General features: G+C 50.6%; 16 protein-coding genes and 1 tRNA gene. 9 read left to right on the top strand and 8 right to left on the bottom strand.

What is annotated here, in order from left to right; all coding sequences use genetic code 11:
* Positions 1-27: 27 nt before the first annotated feature.
* The 5 genes from SAR116_RS11455 to SAR116_RS11435 form a co-directional block, all read right to left on the bottom strand.
* Positions 28-327 (bottom strand): YciI family protein, encoded by a 300-nt coding sequence (locus SAR116_RS11455; protein ID WP_013047104.1) that lies wholly within the window; start codon positions 325-327, stop codon positions 28-30.
* Between the two features lie 126 nt (positions 328-453).
* Positions 454-530 (bottom strand) — tRNA-Ile (locus SAR116_RS11450).
* Positions 531-652: 122 nt separating this feature from the next.
* Positions 653-2677 (bottom strand): RNA polymerase sigma factor RpoD, encoded by a 2025-nt coding sequence (gene rpoD, locus SAR116_RS11445; RefSeq protein ID WP_013047103.1) that lies wholly within the window; start codon positions 2675-2677, stop codon positions 653-655.
* 205 nt (positions 2678-2882) lie between these two features.
* Positions 2883-4565 (bottom strand): DNA primase, encoded by a 1683-nt coding sequence (gene dnaG / locus SAR116_RS11440; RefSeq protein WP_013047102.1) that lies wholly within the window; start codon positions 4563-4565, stop codon positions 2883-2885.
* Between the two features lie 163 nt (positions 4566-4728).
* The gene (locus tag SAR116_RS11435) at positions 4729-5187 is read right to left on the bottom strand and encodes a GatB/YqeY domain-containing protein (RefSeq protein WP_013047101.1); all 459 of its coding nucleotides are present in this window, start codon (positions 5185-5187) and stop codon (positions 4729-4731) included.
* Positions 5188-5434: 247 nt separating this feature from the next.
* Between SAR116_RS11435 and carA the strand changes: the two genes are divergently transcribed.
* The 3 genes from carA to greA all read left to right on the top strand — a co-directional run bounded on the left by carA (position 5435) and on the right by greA (position 10639).
* Entirely contained in the window at positions 5435-6628 is a 1194-nt protein-coding gene (carA, locus tag SAR116_RS11430; RefSeq protein WP_013047100.1) for a glutamine-hydrolyzing carbamoyl-phosphate synthase small subunit, read from the top strand.
* Complete coding sequence (gene carB, locus SAR116_RS11425; RefSeq protein WP_013047099.1) at positions 6629-9910, top strand: carbamoyl-phosphate synthase large subunit; 3282 nt, start codon at positions 6629-6631, stop codon at positions 9908-9910.
* A gap of 240 nt (positions 9911-10150) precedes the next feature.
* On the top strand, positions 10151-10639 hold the full coding sequence (greA, locus tag SAR116_RS11420) for a transcription elongation factor GreA (RefSeq protein ID WP_041861470.1): 489 nt from the start codon (positions 10151-10153) through the stop codon (positions 10637-10639).
* A gap of 79 nt (positions 10640-10718) precedes the next feature.
* Here greA and znuA read toward each other — a convergent pair whose 3' ends face one another.
* Positions 10719-11744 (bottom strand): zinc ABC transporter substrate-binding protein ZnuA, encoded by a 1026-nt coding sequence (gene znuA / locus SAR116_RS11415; protein WP_013047097.1) that lies wholly within the window; start codon positions 11742-11744, stop codon positions 10719-10721.
* Positions 11745-11947: 203 nt separating this feature from the next.
* Here znuA and SAR116_RS11410 point away from each other — a divergent pair, with 203 nt between their 5' ends.
* The 5 genes from SAR116_RS11410 to SAR116_RS11390 are packed head-to-tail and all read left to right on the top strand — an operon-like array spanning position 11948 to position 15546.
* The gene (locus SAR116_RS11410) at positions 11948-12709 is read left to right on the top strand and encodes an ATP-binding cassette domain-containing protein (protein WP_013047096.1); all 762 of its coding nucleotides are present in this window, start codon (positions 11948-11950) and stop codon (positions 12707-12709) included.
* A complete protein-coding gene (locus SAR116_RS11405) occupies positions 12702-13559 on the top strand; it encodes a metal ABC transporter permease (protein WP_013047095.1) in 858 nt (285 codons plus the stop codon). The genes SAR116_RS11410 and SAR116_RS11405 overlap by 8 nt, the downstream gene beginning before the upstream one ends.
* Positions 13549-13947 carry a Fur family transcriptional regulator gene (locus tag SAR116_RS11400; RefSeq protein WP_013047094.1) on the top strand — a complete coding sequence of 133 codons (399 nt, stop codon included), beginning with the start codon at positions 13549-13551 and terminating at the stop codon, positions 13945-13947. The genes SAR116_RS11405 and SAR116_RS11400 overlap by 11 nt, the downstream gene beginning before the upstream one ends.
* Positions 13928-14581: a DUF1007 family protein gene (locus SAR116_RS11395; protein ID WP_041860938.1), complete on the top strand. Its 654-nt coding sequence runs from the start codon at positions 13928-13930 to the stop codon at positions 14579-14581. The genes SAR116_RS11400 and SAR116_RS11395 overlap by 20 nt, the downstream gene beginning before the upstream one ends.
* Positions 14578-15546 (top strand): nickel/cobalt transporter, encoded by a 969-nt coding sequence (locus SAR116_RS11390; protein ID WP_049757544.1) that lies wholly within the window; start codon positions 14578-14580, stop codon positions 15544-15546. Before SAR116_RS11395 ends, SAR116_RS11390 begins: the two co-directional genes overlap by 4 nt.
* Before the next feature lie 6 nt (positions 15547-15552).
* On the opposite strand, the gene SAR116_RS13835 is transcribed toward SAR116_RS11390, so the two are convergent.
* Positions 15553-15969: a helix-turn-helix domain-containing protein gene (locus tag SAR116_RS13835; RefSeq protein ID WP_013047091.1), complete on the bottom strand. Its 417-nt coding sequence runs from the start codon at positions 15967-15969 to the stop codon at positions 15553-15555.
* Positions 15970-16129: 160 nt separating this feature from the next.
* On the bottom strand, positions 16130-16621 hold the full coding sequence (locus tag SAR116_RS11380; protein ID WP_013047090.1) for an Lrp/AsnC family transcriptional regulator: 492 nt from the start codon (positions 16619-16621) through the stop codon (positions 16130-16132).
* 277 nt (positions 16622-16898) lie between these two features.
* Between SAR116_RS11380 and SAR116_RS11375 the strand changes: the two genes are divergently transcribed.
* On the top strand, positions 16899-18053 hold the full coding sequence (locus SAR116_RS11375; RefSeq protein WP_148212304.1) for a mitochondrial fission ELM1 family protein: 1155 nt from the start codon (positions 16899-16901) through the stop codon (positions 18051-18053).
* Positions 18054-18072: the final 19 nt, after the last annotated feature.

Genomic DNA, 18072 nt, shown 5'->3' with positions numbered 1-18072 from the left:
TGCTGTCAGCCATTATTGCATAGATAGCTATATTAGTTTTTTGCCATCGCGAAACACCTGCCGCCACTGTAGAATGCGGTGACTTTTGCGAAGACCGGTTGGCCAAAATGGATCCGCATGGATCAGCGCCTCAACCGCTTCCGACGATGGCGCCTGCACCAGCCACAAACCGCCAGCGCCGCTATCAACCACAGAATCCATCAAAGGGCCAGCCGCGCTGATCTGGTCGGCATGGGCAGCCAGAAAGGAAAGATGCGCTTTCATATTATGCTGGCGCTCGGCCGCAAAGGCCTCGTCATCCTCAAACAGAACAATATAAGTGAACATATCGTTCCCCCTATCAGCTATTTATGAAACCTTAGGGTGAGTATCGACCTGATTAATATTTTGGCGAAAACAAATCTGAAAGATAAGGCGAACAGATGATGCTAGTGATTCCACTAGATGCAAGGGTGGTGGGCCCGGCAGGACTCGAACCTGCAACAACACGGTTATGAGCCGTGGGTTCTAACCAATTGAACTACAGGCCCACTTACCCTTGCTAATCATGGCATGTATGAACGCCCATGCCACCGCACCTTTGGGGGTGCTGTTCCGCCAAATGGGGGCGGAATTTGAAATCTCTATCTGCGCATCAGGTGTGCAGAAGCTCCTAATTCTCCAGAAAACTACGAAGCTTGCGCGAGCGCGACGGATGCTTGAGTTTGCGTAGGGCTTTGGCTTCAATTTGGCGGATACGTTCCCGCGTCACGCTAAATTGTTGCCCCACTTCTTCCAGCGTATGATCCGTATTCATGCCGATGCCAAAACGCATACGCAACACCCGTTCTTCACGCGCGGTCAGGCTAGCCAGCACCCGTGTTGTGGTTTCGCGCAGATTCGCATGGATCGCCGCATCCAGCGGCTGAACCGCGTTTTTATCTTCGATGAAGTCACCAAGATGGCTATCTTCCTCATCACCAATAGGTGTTTCCAGACTGATTGGCTCCTTGGCGATCTTCAACACCTTACGCACCTTATCAATCGGCATGGACAATTTTTCTGCCAGCTCTTCGGGTGTTGGTTCACGGCCAATTTCATGCAGCATTTGGCGTGATGTCCGCACCAGCTTGTTGATCGTTTCGATCATATGCACTGGAATCCGGATTGTGCGCGCCTGATCGGCAATCGAACGGGTGATCGCCTGGCGGATCCACCATGTGGCATAGGTCGAGAATTTATAACCGCGGCGATATTCGAACTTATCCACCGCCTTCATCAGGCCGATATTACCCTCTTGAATCAAATCAAGGAATTGCAGACCGCGATTGGTGTATTTTTTGGCAATTGAAATCACCAGACGCAGATTGGCTTCGACCATTTCCTTTTTCGCACGCGCCGCTTCGCGTTGGCCGCGCTGGATAGTCTGGATCACTTCGCGGAATTCAGGGATCGCCAGCGATACATCATCGACTACAAGACGGATTTTATCCTGCAATTCAGTAATTTCTTCGCTGTGATTCTTGTCCAGCTTCTGCCAGGCTTTGGTCGAAAAGTCCGATCCGGGCCAGCCCTCGATCACCTCACGCCAAGACCAGGCCTCAAGCACCTGTGCACGCGGGATACCACTATCAATGGCAAGCCGCATCAACCGCCCTTCGATACCGGTCACATGACGGTTCAGGGTAAATAGCTGTTCAGATAGCGCTTCGATACGGCCTGTATTGAAAATAACGCCTTCCATCAATTCGCAAAGTTTGATTTTCAGTTCCAGATGGGCGACTTCGCTTTTGGGCACCAGCGCTTCACCTTTTGACATGCGGACAAGACGGCGATCTTGGCTTTTTGTAAAGGCTTTAAAGACCGTTGCGATTTCATCGAACATGGCCATTACATCATCACGCACGGCGTCTTCCATGGCCGCCAGTGACATGTTAATATCTTCTGAGTCTTCATCATCATGGCTATCACGGGTTGATGTATCGGTATCGCTATCGCCGCTTTCATCATCCTCGTCTTCTTCATCATCATCATCAAGCTCTTCTTCTTCAAGCTCTTCTTCATCATCTTCCAGATCTTCATCGCTGATCTCGTCATTCATCGCATTGATGACGTTCTGGTCGGTGATGGGCCCGCCATTAAGCTTTGTATGTGTGCTTTCCAGATCGATGATGTCACGCAGCGGCACCACGCCATCGGCAATCTGATCCCGCCAATGCATCAGAGCCCGGATGGTCAGTGGGGATTCACAAATCCCGCCAATCATCATTTCACGCCCAGCTTCGATCCGTTTGGCAATGGCGATCTCGCCTTCACGTGACAGCAATTCGACGCTGCCCATTTCACGCAGATACATGCGCACAGGATCATCGGTGCCAGACACATCACTATCTGACAGATTGCCGGCGGCTTTGCCGCCTTCGGCCTGTTCTTCTTCGTTATTTTCGTCGGTTTCGGCACTATCTACCACTGATACGCCCATTTCGCTCAGCGATGACATCACATCATCAATTTGCTCAGATGTATAATCTTCGGCTGGCAGGGCGGCGTTAAGCTCGTCATGCGTCACAAAGCCACGCTCTTTACCAATCTTTATCAGCGTCTTGATCGTCTGCTGGGCAGCATCGGCGCTGGATGCCTGACTTGCATCAGGGCTATTGGTTTCTGGCTCGACTTGTTTTTTTGCTTTGACTGCCATGCCTGTCACTCACATTCCTTTGTTGCCCCTGATACAAACAAGCTGTCAGGGTAGCCCAAATAGGGTGCTTATTTCCACCTAGCGACCAATCATGATCTATACCATCATGGATAAGTCTGTCATTTCATTCACCGGCATATCCGGCACTTTTCACAAATCCACAAGCTGCAATCCATCGGATACAGCATTTCATGCCTTATTGTGTTTAGTTTCGTTGTTGAGACGCCTTTGAAAACACGCCCGATTTTCCATTGATAAGAGCCACTAATTCTCCGAGATGCGCCTCTGCTGTGTCACTATTCATCGTGGCGGGATCGAACGGTAATCTGGCTTTCATATCGGCCCCTGTCAAATCAGCTAGTTCATCCGTGAAATTCAATCCCTGTAAATGATAGTTTAAAGCCGCGGCGTCAAGGTCTGGATCGCTGATTAACGCGTCTATAGCTGCTTTTTTTATCATCTCCAGCCGTTCATCGCCCGAATCGATCATTGATAGCGTTTCAAATGCCCCCGAAATAAGCGCCGGATGCGCCAAAAGTAGTGCTAATAAAGCTTTATGACGATTAATCATCCCTGTCGATGGCCGTCGCGCTGTTCGTGCTGCCATTGGCATGGTCCCACCGCGCATTTGCGTGCGCATAGCGGCGATTCGGTTCTCGATTTCATCACTAAAGGCACTACGCACCTGATTATTGCCAATATTGCGAATCTGTGACCGTATCGCCTGCCAAAACTGGGCGCGCTGTTCGGGTTGCCGCACATCGTGATCGGCCATAATTCCGTCCCACATCGTATCAACCAGCGATCTGGCGGTGGCAATAATGTTTTTGAAGCCTTCATATCCGGCTTCGCGCAGAACATCGTCGGGATCCTTGCCCGCAGGCAGGGTCGCAAACCGCGCTGTTTTGCCTGGTTCCAGAAGCGGAAGAAACCGTTCCAGCGCGCGCATTTGTGCCTTTTGTCCCGCGGCATCGCCATCAAAACACAAAACCGGCTCATTATGTAATTTCCACACCAACACAATCTGTTCTGGTGTCAATGCCGTACCTAATGGCGCAACTGCTGCTGCCACACCGCTTTTATGAATGGCGATCACATCCATATAGCCCTCGGCAATCACAAGCGGCAACTGCCGCCGCAGGCCTTCGCGCGCCTGAACCCAGCCATAAAGTACCGCCTTTTTTGAAAAGGTCGGCCCCTCGCCTGAATTTAGATATTTTGGTTGTGCATCACCCAGAGCCCGCGCTCCGAAAGCAATCACTTTGCCTTGCCGGTTTTCAATCGGGAACATCACCCGGTCGCGGAAGTAATCATATAATGACCCGTCACGATCCGATTTCCGCAACACCCCAGCGGCCAGCATATCAGCATCGCTAAAGCCTTTTGCCGACAGCGCTGCCCGCAAGCCACCCCGCGGCGCATAACCAAGCCTGTAGGTTTGTATGATATGTGCATCCAGATTGCGGTTAAGCAGATACCGTGCCGCGTCCTTGCCATCTTCGCGGTCAAGCGCCGCCCGAAAGAATGTGGCTGTCGTTTCCAGAATATCAAGCGCGGCTTTGCGTTGCTGTGTGACCTTGGGATCTTGCGGGGCACCGATAGGCATAGCCATACCTGCCATATCTGCAAGCCGTTCAACCGCTTCCATGAATTCCAGACCATCTATTTCACGCAGAAACGAAATCGCATCACCATGCACACCACAGCCGAAACAATGATAGAACCCATCATCATCGACGACTGAAAAAGAAGGGGTTTTTTCCGAATGGAATGGGCATAGACCGGAAAAGCGGCGGCCTTTACGGACTAGTTTTACGCGCTTGCCAATTATATCTGATAACGGCACGCGTTGCCGCAAATCTTCGATAAATTCGGGAGGCACTGCCATGACGCCATTTTCTCCACTTGGCTTCTTCTCCACTTGGCTTCTCGGCTTAAGCTTAACTAACCGCGGACAAACGCGCAAATCCTATGCCTGTAAGCCAGCTTTACCACAGTCACCATTCCCTATGCCTAACCTTTGGATCACGCATTCCGGGTCTGGATCCGGACTATTTATCCATAAGAATAGATTTAACCATCTGGCTGACTGCCGAAAAATCCATTTGTCCGGCAAAGTTGGTTTTCAATGATGCCATCACCTGCCCCATATCCTTGACCGATGAAGCTCCAGTTTCGGCGATCGTGGCTTTGATCGCTTTATTCATGGCCGCATCATCAAGCTGGGCTGGCAAAAATGACTGGATGATCTTGATTTCGGCTTCTTCGGCTTCGGCAAGCTCAATCCGGTCACCATCACGATACATTTTCGCTGACTCATTCCGCTGCTTGATCATCGTCTGTAGCATCGAAAGAATGTCATCGTCGCTGATTCCATCCTGATTGCCATTACCACGCGCCGCAATGTCACGGTCTTTCAACGCAGCCATTATGAGGCGCATTGTACCAAGTGCTACTTGATCCTTGGCCTTTAACGCCTGTTTCATCGCATCTGTAATTCTGTCTCGCATGACACTTCCTAAAATATCCACCAAGAAAACAAAAGGCTTGTACGCAGTAACCTTGCAAAGTGCAACCCTACACGATTTCTTCATAATAAGCCGGTTTAATAGTTTTGAAGCATATGAGACGCGGATATTCTCTAATAACCCGCTTTCATACTCTTGACCAATCAAGGCCTGTCTTGTATCAATCCACTCGTTTGAGGGCATTAGCTTAGCCACTCGATATCTAACCAACAGCAGGAACCGTGATAATATGGGGCAGACAACAAAATCTGACCACGATTTTGCCGCGCTCAGCGCATGTCGGGATAATCCGACAGCTGTTTTAGTTCTTGAAGACGGGACTGTTTTCCCCGGAATTGGCTTTGGTGCCGCCACTACAAATGTGGGCGAAGTTTGCTTTAATACATCCATGACAGGTTATCAGGAAATCATGACCGACCCGTCTTATGCGGGACAGCTGATAACCTTTACCTTTCCACATATCGGCAATGTTGGGACCAATAGTCATGATATTGAAACCAACACGCCTGCCGCGCTAGGCATGATTGTGCGCCAGCCTGTGACAAATCCGGCTAGCTGGCGTGCTGATCTGGGCCTAGACGCATGGCTTGTCTCGCATAATTTGCCAGGTATCAGTGGCATCGATACGCGTGCTTTGACGCGGCATATCCGTGATCATGGCGCCCCACGAGGTGTCATTTGTCATCAGCCTGACGGCCATATCAATACAGAATCGCTGGTCAAAATGGCCGTAGCCTGGCCTGGACTAAAGGGTATGGATCTGGCTATCGAAGTGAGCCAGAAGCACACTGACAAATGGTCTGATGGCAGTTGGGATTATAGTAAAGTTGCGCATCGGCAAACCACCGCAAAGCACAAGGTTGTCGCGGTCGATTATGGCTGTAAACAGAATATTTTGCGCTGTCTGACAGATGCAGGTTGTGATGTAACCGTTGTCCCGGCTAACACCTCAGCAGCCGACATTATGGCGATGAAGCCGGACGGTGTATTCTTGTCTAATGGCCCGGGCGATCCCGCCGCCACATCCAGCTATGCGGCAGCAGAAATCGCCACGCTTATTGAAGCAGATATGCCAATCTTTGGTATCTGCATCGGACATCAGCTTATGGCGCGTGCGCTTGGCGCAACGACCTTCAAAATGGAACGTGGCCATCGTGGTGCCAATCATCCGGTCAAGGATCTTGCGACAGGCAAGATTGAAATCACCAGCCAGAATCATGGCTTTGTTGTTGATCCCGACAGCCTGCCTGATGACGTTGAAATTTCACATATTTCCCTGTTCGATCACTCGATCGAGGGACTTCGCCACAAAAGCAAACCTGCCTTTTGTGTTCAATACCATCCTGAATCATCGCCTGGTCCGCATGATTCTAGATATTTGTTCGAACGCTTCACCGCGTTGATGAATCAGGGGAGATCCTAGATGCCGCGCCGTAATGATATTTCTTCCATTCTCATCATCGGCGCCGGCCCTATCATCATTGGACAGGCATGTGAATTTGATTACTCGGGCGCACAAGCCTGTAAAGCGCTGAAATCCGATGGCTATCGGATCATTCTGGTAAATTCGAATCCGGCCACGATCATGACCGATCCGGACATGGCTGATGCTACCTATATTGAACCAATCACACCAGCAACGGTTGCCAAAATTATTGAAAAGGAACGTCCTGACGCGCTTTTGCCAACCATGGGTGGACAGACTGCGTTAAATACAGCCTTGTCGTTATATCATGATGGCACCTTGGACAAATATGACGTTGAAATGATCGGCGCACGCACCAAATCAATCGAAATGGCAGAAGATCGCGAATTATTCCGACTGGCGATGCAACGTATCGGGCTGGAATGCGCCCGCGCCCGCACCGTCAATAATTTTGAAGATGCCGCGGCCGCCCTCGATTTTGTTGGCCTGCCAGCGATCATTCGCCCGTCCTTTACCTTGGGCGGCGAAGGCGGCGGCATTGCCTATAACAAAGCCGAATTTGAAGAAATCGTGCGTAACGGGTTGCGACTTTCGCCTGTATCCGAAGTGCTGATTGAAGAATCATTGCTGGGCTGGAAAGAATTCGAGATGGAAGTTGTCCGCGATACGGCTGACAATTGTATCATCATTTGCTCGATCGAAAATATCGATCCGATGGGCGTGCACACAGGTGACTCGATCACCGTGGCGCCGGCATTGACGCTGACAGACAAGGAATATCAAAACCTGCGTGATGCGTCTTTAGCTGTGCTACGTGAAATTGGCGTTGATACAGGTGGCTCAAACGTCCAGTTCGCCGTCTGCCCGAATACAGGCCGTGTCATCGTCATCGAAATGAATCCACGTGTCAGCCGTTCATCGGCGCTGGCTTCGAAAGCCACTGGCTTCCCGATTGCCAAGGTCGCGGCTAAACTGGCCGCAGGCTATACGCTGGATGAGCTGGCCAACGACATTACCGGCGTTACACCAGCCAGCTTTGAACCAACCATTGATTATGTCGTTACCAAAATACCGCGCTTCACCTTTGAAAAATTCTCCGGTGCCCAGAGCACCTTGTCAACGTCGATGAAATCGGTTGGCGAAGCGATGGCTGTTGGCCGGTCTTTCGAGGAAAGTCTGCAAAAGGCATTGCGCTCGATGGAAACCGGCCTGAACGGTCTTGATGAAGTGCCATTGCCGCAATCTGACAGTACGCTTGGTGATGACGCGATGCGCGGCTGGCTGGACGAACTTGTTCCCTTCCGGATTTTGCGGATCGCACAGGCCTTGCGCACCGGCATGACCCCTGCCGAAGTGGCCGCCGCCACGGGCTGGGATATCTGGTTCCTCGAACGTATGCAGGCCATTCTTGACGCCGAGACTATGGTCAAGGATCAGGGTATTCCGGATGATGCCTATCCCTTCTTATGGTTGAAATCGCTTGGCTTTAGCGATCGTCGTCTGGGTCAGCTTGCCAATCTGCCAGCCGATGATGTAACCGCCAAACGTCTGGCGCATAATATTGTACCGTCATTCAAACGTATTGATACCTGCGCTGCCGAATTTGCCTCTGATACCGCCTATATGTATTCCACTTATGAACTTGCCAGTGCTTTTTCCAATGACGCTACCAGCAATCTTGGTGGTGCGGAATGCGAAGCTGATCCGTCAGATCGTAAAAAAGTTGTTATTCTGGGCGGTGGACCAAACCGTATCGGTCAGGGCATCGAATTTGATTATTGTTGTGTGCATGCGTGCTACGCTTTGTCCGAGGCGGGCTATGAAACCATCATGATCAATTGCAACCCGGAAACCGTATCAACTGACTATGATACATCCGACCGCTTGTATTTTGAGCCTTTGACCGACGAAGATGTGATTTCGGTCATCAAACGCGAGTCCGAGAACGGCACATTAGCTGGCGTGATCGTCCAGCTTGGCGGCCAAACACCGCTAAAGATTGCTGCCGCGCTTGAAACAGCTGGCATCCCGATACTGGGCACCAGCCCCGATGCCATTGACCTTGCCGAAGACCGCGAACGCTTCCAGCAGCTTTTACAGAAACTGGATCTCCTTCAGCCTGAAAACGGCATCGCCCATTCGGCTGATGAGGCACGCGCCATCGTCGATCGCGTTGGTCTGCCTGTTGTTATCCGTCCGTCCTATGTGCTTGGTGGGCGCGCGATGGAGGTGGTGCATCACCTTGATGATCTGGAACGCTATATGCGTGACGCCGTAATCGTATCGGGGGATAATCCGGTGCTGATAGACCGTTTCCTTGACCATGCTGTCGAGGTTGATGTTGATGCGCTATGCGATGGCACTGATGTCTATATCGCTGGCATCATGGAACATATCGAAGAAGCGGGCATTCATTCGGGTGACTCGGCTTGCTCGCTGCCACCGCAAAATCTATCTGACGATATTCTGGCCGAATTGCGCCGTCAGACCACCGCCCTGGCACATGCGCTAGGTGTTGTTGGCCTGATGAACATCCAGTTTGCAATCAAGGGCACCGATATCTATCTGCTTGAGGTCAATCCTCGCGGTAGCCGTACCGTGCCCTTTGTGGCCAAGACCACTGGTGTGCCGATTGCCAAGATCGCCTCGCGCGTGATGGCGGGTGAAAAGCTGGCCAGCTTTAATCTACAGGATGTAAAGCTCGATCATGTGGCGGTAAAAGAAGCGGTATTCCCATTTGCGCGCTTCCCGGGCGTTGACATCTTTTTGGGGCCAGAAATGAAATCAACCGGCGAAGTGATGGGCGTTGATACTGATTTTGGACGTGCTTTTGCCAAAAGCCAGCTTGGCGCTGGCATCGACCTGCCCCTTAGCGGCACTGTATTTATTTCGGTCAAGGATGAAGATAAGGCCGAATTTGTCGAAATCTGCCGTGATCTTGTCGCTGATGGTTTTTCGATCGTCGCAACAGGCGGCACCACCGATGCCCTGACCAAGGCTGGCGTGCCGGCAACCCGCATCAACAAAGTCATGGAAGGCCGGCCACATGCGGTTGACGCCATGCTTTCGGGCGATATCCAGCTTGTTTTCAATACCGCAAAAGGTGCTGGTGCGATCAAGGACTCCTTCTCGCTTCGCCAGACCGCGCTGACCAACAAGATTCCCTATTATACAACTGTTTCGGGAAGCCGCGCCGCGAGTCAGGCAATCCGCGCACTTCGTCAGGGGCAGATGGGGGTCAAATCGCTTCAAGAACATCTGGCGGCTATCGGCACCTGATATCGCCCCGCCTTCATTTCCCGTCTTCATCTAAAGTCTGTATCTATAGTCTTGCCTGTTTATATGACCTTGGGATAGGCTAGGCCAAGGCATAGCTTATCAAGACATCCCATATATTATTGCCCTTATGGTCTTGTCCTATATTATGGGAAGCCCTTATATTATATATATTATATATATTATACTGACTAAAAGCTGCCTTACAGGGCATGATGCGAACTCAAGATGACGGAAACACTGATGGAAAAGATACCATTTACGGCCCAGGGCCTCGAAGCCATTAAAGAAGAGCTGGCGCATCTCAAAGGCACCGAAAGACAGGCCGTGATTAACGCCATTGCCGTTGCGCGTGAACATGGCGATTTATCGGAAAATGCCGAATATCATGCCGCGCGTGAACGCCAGTCTTTTATCGAAGGCCGTATTTCCGAGCTTGAGGCAGTTACCAGCCGCTCCGAAGTCATCGATGCCTCGCAACTCACTGGTGATAAGGTGACCTTTGGCACGTCGGTGGGCGTTGCCGATGAAGAAACCGACGAAGAATCGATCTTTCATATTGTCGGCCCCTATGAGGCTGATATTTCCAAAGGGCTGGTCTCAACCTCATCGCCGATCGCCCGTGGCCTGATTGGCAAGGGTATTGGTGACTCGGCCGAAATCCAGACCCCGGGCGGCACCAAAAGCTATGAAATCATCTCGATCGAATTATTCGATATGACCAAGGTGTAACGCCCGTTCGGGGCAAGCCCACATGACTTATAGGCCGCCCCCTATTTTACGCCTCTTGATGCGACATGCCTAAAATGATCTAACCCTTTGCAGACAGACACTCTTTCAAAGACCGCGCCATGTTGCGTATGAGGGTGAAATAATGTTGTGGGCCGCTATCGATTGCGGCGCCAAGCGGGTCTAATATACCGGTGCGGGCATTCGTATTTTCGGTAATTATCGCCACCAGCTTGGGTTCAAATTGTGGCTCTGAAAATACGCAAGTGGTGTTTAATGATCGTACTTTCGATTGCAACTCACTGACACGTTGCGCCCCGGGCATGACCTCTGGTGATACTGTTAGTGAACCAACAGCGGCAACACCAAAGCGCGTTTCGAAATACTGATAGGCGTCATGGAAAACTATATAACCTTTGCCTTTCACGGGGGCTAGCTCAACCGTAATCTCTTCAACCAGCTGATCTAGCTGCACCATTACGTTTGTGGCATTTTCCTCATACGCCTTTGCATTTTTAGGATCGGCTTCTGTCAACGCTTCCTCAATTTCGTGAACAAGCACCTTTGCGTTCACCGGATCCAGCCATACATGCGGATCAAAACCATCATGTCCATGATCATCATGGTCATCATGGTCATCATGATCGTCATGGTCATCATGGTCATCATGGTCATCATGGTCATCATGATCGTCATGGTCATCATGGTCATCATGGTCATCATGATCGTCATGATCATGTTCGTCAAAAGCGCCGCCTTCACGGAACTTTATTTTCGTTAAATCATGCGCATCAATCAGGGCTATTGACGTTGCCTTGGTGGCGATCCCCTCGATGGGCTTTTCAAGAAATGTCTCAAGATCATGACCAACCCAGAAAACAAGGTCAGCGTCTTGAAGCTGGCCTGCCTGTGACGGTTTCAGCGCATATGTGTGCGGAGAGCCAGCCCCATCGATGATTAGAAAGGGTTTGCCAACACCATCCATAACGGCAGAAACCAGAGAGTGAATAGGTTTGATTGATGCAACGACGTTAACGTCAGCTTGTGCTATTGAGATATTCGAAGTGAGTACAGTTGAGGCAAGAAGGGCAGATGTGAGATATCGCATTGTGGCACCATTTAGCAAAAGTTTGGGACAATATTATTGACGTAATGTTATAACATCACTAAATTTACATACTGTCACTTGTATTACAAGATCAAATCGACATAATTCAGACTGTCCATTCATACTAAGAGAGACAAATGCTCATATCGCTTGAGAATGCTGGAATTTATAGATCAAAAAAATGGTTGGTTCGGGGGGTGTCTATGCGCGTCGAGCCTGGCGAGATTGTGACACTGATTGGACCAAACGGATCGGGCAAATCCACAACAGCGAAACTAGCTCTTGGTGTATTGGCAACCGATGAGGGAACGGCATACCGCAAGCCAAAACTACGCGTCAGCTATGTACCTCAGAAACTCGAATTGAGTTGGACCTTGCCTTTAACGGTAAGCCGCTTTCTGCTTCTCACGCACAAGGCTGATAAAACACAAATTAACGATGCGCTAGCCGCAACCGAAACGACGCATTTAGCACATATGCAGATGAGCAATTTGTCTGGTGGTGAATTTCAACGCGTTCTGCTTGCCAGAGCCATAATGAGTTCACCCGAATTATTGGTTCTTGATGAGCCGGTTCAGGGTGTTGACTTCAACGGTGAAATGGCGCTTTACAAGCTCATCGAAAAAATCCGTAATGAGCTTAATTGTGGCATTCTGCTCATTTCGCATGATTTGCATGTTGTGATGTCCACAACCGATCGGGTTATTTGCCTAAATGGCCATGTCTGTTGTTCTGGCACGCCGGCATCGGTTACCTCTAGCCATGAATTCAAAACCCTGTTTGGTGAACGCACCGCATCTGGCCTTGCCCTTTACCAACATCAACATGACCATGAGCATCTTCCTGATGGCAGTATTGAAAGCAAAGAGGCGGCTTTGGCGCATAATCACCTGACTGACGATGACCTGTTACCAACGTCAAGCAGCACCACTGTTGGCGCCAAAAGGACAAATGCAGATGTTTGACGATTTCTTTGTTCGCGCCGTAATTGGAGGCATAGGCGTTGCTTTGGTAGCTGGCCCGCTTGGCTGTTTTATTATTTGGCGAAAGCTTGCTTATTTTGGCGACACGCTATCCCATTCGGCTCTGCTTGGCGTCGCCCTGGCCTTGCTTTTTGAGGTCAACGTTACACTTGCCGTATTTGTAGTTTCGGTTGCCGTTTCGTTGATGCTGGTTTTCCTGCAACGTCGCGCCAGCCTGTCATCCGATGCCTTGCTTGGTTTGCTTGCGCATTCCGCTTTAGCTGTTGGTCTTGTTACTTTGGCCTTCATGACCTGGGTCAGGGTTGATCTGATGGGGTTCCTGTTTGGCGATATCCTATCGATTACAACCTTTGATCTTGCCATAATCTGGGGCGGTGGCATGTCTGTGCTTGTAGTGCTTATGGTAATTTGGCGGGCGTTATTCGCCGCTACCGTAAGTTATGAACTCGCTTTGGCAGAAGGTGCCAAACCAGATCATGTGAATATCATTTTCATGATATTGATGGCGGGGGTAATCGCGGTTTCGTTGAAGATCGTTGGGGTACTACTGATTACGGCATTGCTCATCATTCCGGCTGCAACGGCGCGACGCTTATCAAGCTCGCCTGAACAAATGGCATTTTTTGCCATCCTTATTGGCGTGATTTCGGTGTGGTTTGGCCTGTTTGGCTCTCTTGAATTGGATACACCGGCCGGGCCAAGTATTGTTGTGGCCGCGCTAATATGCTTTATTCTATCTTTAATGCCAGTGCCATTGGGCCTATTCAGGAATAATGGTCAGAACCAGCGGGGCGCCGACAATAACGCCGGTGTCACAATAGATGATAGATAGTAACAGCCTGTCTCAGAATCAAAAACTTGTCTTGGACGTTCTTGAAAAGGGAACGGGTGCCATGAGCGCATATATGATCCTTGATGAACTAAGGGATGTTGGTCTGCGCGCACCGCTCCAGATTTATCGCGCGCTGGAAAAGCTAATTTTAATTGGTCGTGTGCACCGATTGGAAAGCCTGAATGCCTTTATCAGCTGTTCTCATTTATCATGTGAAAAAAATAGTGTGCCCGCTTTCGTAATTTGCGACAAATGCGACCAAGTTGAAGAAATATGTGACGATACCGTTTCGCTATTTCTTGCCGGATTAGAAGAAAAGACAAAATTCAAAACCTCTAAATCCAGTATTGAACTGCATGGTGTTTGTGATGCCTGCGAAAATGCGTAATTTCCCTCGCTACATCATCGGGGCAGTCTGCCTGATCATGGGGTGGGTTTCTGTATCAAGCGCGCATCCGCATATGTGGGTTGATCTTAAAAGCCAGATTATTCTCGATGATAATGACAAGGTGTCGGCGATTTATCAGGAATGGCTTTTTGATGATTTTTTCTCAGCAGCTATGCTTGAGGAAGCCGCTTTACACCCTGATGGCGTCGAAAGTGCCATCAAGCAAAAAGTTGCTGAGCTCATGGAGAATCTAAAGCCCTATAATTATTTTACGCTGGCCAAGCGTGATGGGGTCACCTTACCACTGATACAGCTAGGCGGAGCTGTTGCCGAAATCCGCGAAAATCGTGTCTGGATGCGCTTTACCGTATCAATTGAAAGCCCTGTCGATCTTGCGGCACAGGCTTTTTCCTACGCAATTTTCGACCCGACCTATTATATCGAGATGTATCATGCCGAGGGGGAAACCATTTCCTTTCAGGGTAACGCGCCAGATAATTGTGGTACGGAAATTTTGCAGCCGAATCCATCTGCCGATGCCATCGCCTTGTCCCGGTCATCCAGCCTTGACGCCAACCCTGACAACACAATTGGCCGGCTATTTGCAGAAACCATTCGCGTAACATGCACATGACTGGCCGAAAGACAGCACTATTGTTGTTTGGTACAGCGGCTGGTCTGATCGGCATGGTCTTTTGGTTGGGATCCGGCTTTAACCTCATCTGGTCAGAATATTTGATCGCCGTGCAATCTGTGCAACGCGACTTGCATCAAAGCCTATCACAAGCCTTGCGGCGCGTTGAAACTGATGGCTTTAGCGCATCATTGGCACTGATTGCCCTTAGTTTCTTTTATGGCGTGTTTCATGCCGCTGGGCCCGGGCATGGCAAGATTGTGATCTCGACCTATTTGCTCTCACATGAAAGCCAGTTGCGCCGTGGTGTGATATTATCACTTGCCGCCGCCCTGATCCAAGGGATCACGGCAATCGTTATCGTTACATCGGCTGTTTGGCTTCTTGATCTATCTATGCGGCAAACACGAAGCATCACCAATGATGTTGAAATTGCCAGCTTTGCTTTGATAGCGCTGGTGGGACTGATGATTGTGGTTGTCCGTTCAGTACGCTTGATGAATATATTCAAGACCCCTTCATCGCATGGTGATGCGCACCATCATGACCATCATGACCATCATGCGCATGACTGCAATCATGCACATGGACCAACCGCCAACGATCTTGAAAGCCCGTTATCCTTCAGAACCTTTATCGGCATAGTCATGTCAATCGGGATACGACCATGTTCTGGCGCGGTGATCGTTTTGCTACTTGCATATGCGCTGAATCTTGAAATGGCTGGATTATTGTCCGTATTGGCAATGTCTTTGGGCACGGCTTTGACCGTCAGTTTACTGGCCACGATCTCTGTCTATCTCAGACAGACGGCCAAACGGCTGCTGGTGATGTTACCGAACGGGAATCTGGCGCTAGGGCGCATCATGGATGTGGTTGGGCTTATAGGTGGCGTTATCATCTTTGCGTTCGGCGCGGCGCTCCTCAACATCGCCTTATTCGCGCCTATTCACCCGTTCAGGTAAGATGAATTACAGTATGTTTCTATGGGTTTGCTGCTTATAGGCATATAAATCAGAGGCCATAATACGGCGGTGTGTGCCGACCTTGTGGAAAGCAATCTCGCCTTGTTCGAGCAATTTCACCACATAGGGTCTAGATACCATAAGAATATCTGCCGCTTCACTCGTGGTCAGAACAGTCTGAACATGCCCAGCATCACTTTCTGGGTTCGTATCGCTGTCTGGCAATATGGCCACAAGATGTAAAATAGCCCTAGCCACTTCAATTGCCTCTGCATCAATTCTAAACCATCCTTTCGCGGCCAGAATTCTGCGTTGAACACGCCTGATACGGTCAATTTCCCAGCTGTCAATACGCGGCAAGAATTGTTGTTCACGATCGGCTTGAATGGGATTTTTTGATTTAACAGATGCTAAGTTCGACATCGCGCCCTCCTTCACTTACCCATAGGATCTATCACAAACAAAATAAACGCAATATACAAAATAAACAAATCATACATATTAAGCGCAAAATTATCATCTTTGCTGTTTGCTACTTGCTGACTCTTTCTAGCTATCGGGTATTTGTCTTTGGCGTTTCGCCTTAACGCGTGCTTTCATCCAGATCGATAGGCACGCCAGGCAGCATTTTTGCCGAGCGGATCGCCAGTGCTGTTTTCACATGGCTGACATTTGTCGCCGGCGTCAGCTTGCTGGTCAGGAATTTCTGGAAATCATCCCAATCCTGGGCGACGATTTTCAGCACGAAATCGGTCTCACCCATAAGCATATGGCACTCCCGCACCTGCGGCCAGGCACTCACCAGCTCTTCGAAATCCTGCAGATCGCTCTCGGCCTGGCTGGTCAGCCCGACAAAGGCAAACACATTGACGCTATAGCCCATCGCATCGGCATCGATATCGGCATGATAGCCCTTGATGATACCGGCATCTTCCAGCCCGCGCACACGGCGCAGACATGGCGGTGCCGAAATGCCCGCACGTTTGGCAAGATCGACATTGGTGATACGGCCATCTTCCTGAAGATCATGCAGGATTTGCCGATCAACAGCATCGATTTTGATTTTGCCCGTCATAATGCACCTGTCATAATTCACCTGTCATTTGGCCAACCCCATATGCGCCACACCCACGCACGCCCAAACAGATAGCCCAAGAGGAAATGGTTGTGATTGCCGCCGATATTACACCTGCACAGGATATTTACCAAGATAATTGCGTAAGAATATTGCGCGTATCTGCGCTTGATATTACACATAGTTACATAGTACCGCCATCTGCTGGGTGGTCATATCGACAGGCCATGCCGATCAACCATATGAACCCCAGCCATATGAACCAGAAAGTTTTGCCGTGACAAAAACGTCTTCAGCGCCAGATACGCGGCCAACCACAAGGCCAGAGATATGGGTCGTCAGTGATGGCACGGCCGGCATGCGCTTGCAGTCACTGGCACTGGCTGAGGCGATGGGCTGGACAACCCCTTCACCTGATGAAGTCGCCGCCACGCATGTTGCCTCTGGCTTTCGCGATATCATTGTAACGCCGCGCCAGCCCTTGCGCAGCGTGCCACGTCTTGGCCACCTTGCCATACTTGCACCATTTCTGCCTATATCAACGCCTGCCCTGCCTTATGCCGATAGCCGCTTTCCCGATCTGCTGGTCACCTGCGGGCGGCGCATGGCTGGCCTTTCGATTGCCATGCGGCACCGCGCGCGCATCGCTGGCCAGCCGATGAAAACGATTCATATTCAGGATCCGCGGCTTGATCCCGCCTGCTTTGACATTCTGCTGGTGCCTGCGCATGACCCTGTCCGCGGTGACAATGTCATTGTCTCGACTGGATCGCTCAACCGCCTGACACCGGAAACAATAGCCGACGCCGCCCGCACGCTTGCGCCGAAATGGAAAAATGCCGCCTTTCCGCGCGTTGTGGTGATGCTTGGCGGCGATAACCGGCGTTATAAAATCTCCCCTGCTATGGCCAATCGCATGGTGGCAAAGCTTGACGCTTTTGCCCGCCAGACCAAGGCCAGCTTGGCTATCGTGCCATCACGCCGCACCCCGCCTGATCTGATCCGGCAGCTGACCGAGACCCTCGCGCTGAATGATGCGCACACGCGCCACCGCCTCGCCACCCCGCAGGACGCCAATCCCTATCCGGGTATTCTGGGCATTGCCGATGCGATTATCGTCACCTCGGACTCGGTCAATATGACCAGCGAGGCTACCATCACTGGCACCCCTGTCATGGTCGCCGACTGGCATAGTGACGCCCCTAACGCCACAACCAGCAGTAATACAACCAGCCCCGCAACCAGTAGTAATGCAACCAGCACGGCACACCGGCAGATCGAAACAGGCCGCCTCGCCGCCTTTCATGATGCGATGATGCAAGGCGGGCATACGGTACCGCTTGGCGATGTGATCCCCGATCATGACTTTATCCCGCTTGACGACATGCCCGCCATCTGCGCCCAGCTCACCAACATGCTGGCACGGGGATAATCTCTCACGTTAACGCAAA

It is taken from the genome of Candidatus Puniceispirillum marinum IMCC1322 (assembly GCF_000024465.1).
Lineage (GTDB): Bacteria > Pseudomonadota > Alphaproteobacteria > Puniceispirillales > Puniceispirillaceae > Puniceispirillum > Puniceispirillum marinum.
The sequence above is the reverse complement of the archived record's forward strand: the minus strand, read 5'-3'. Positions and strand labels throughout refer to the sequence as shown.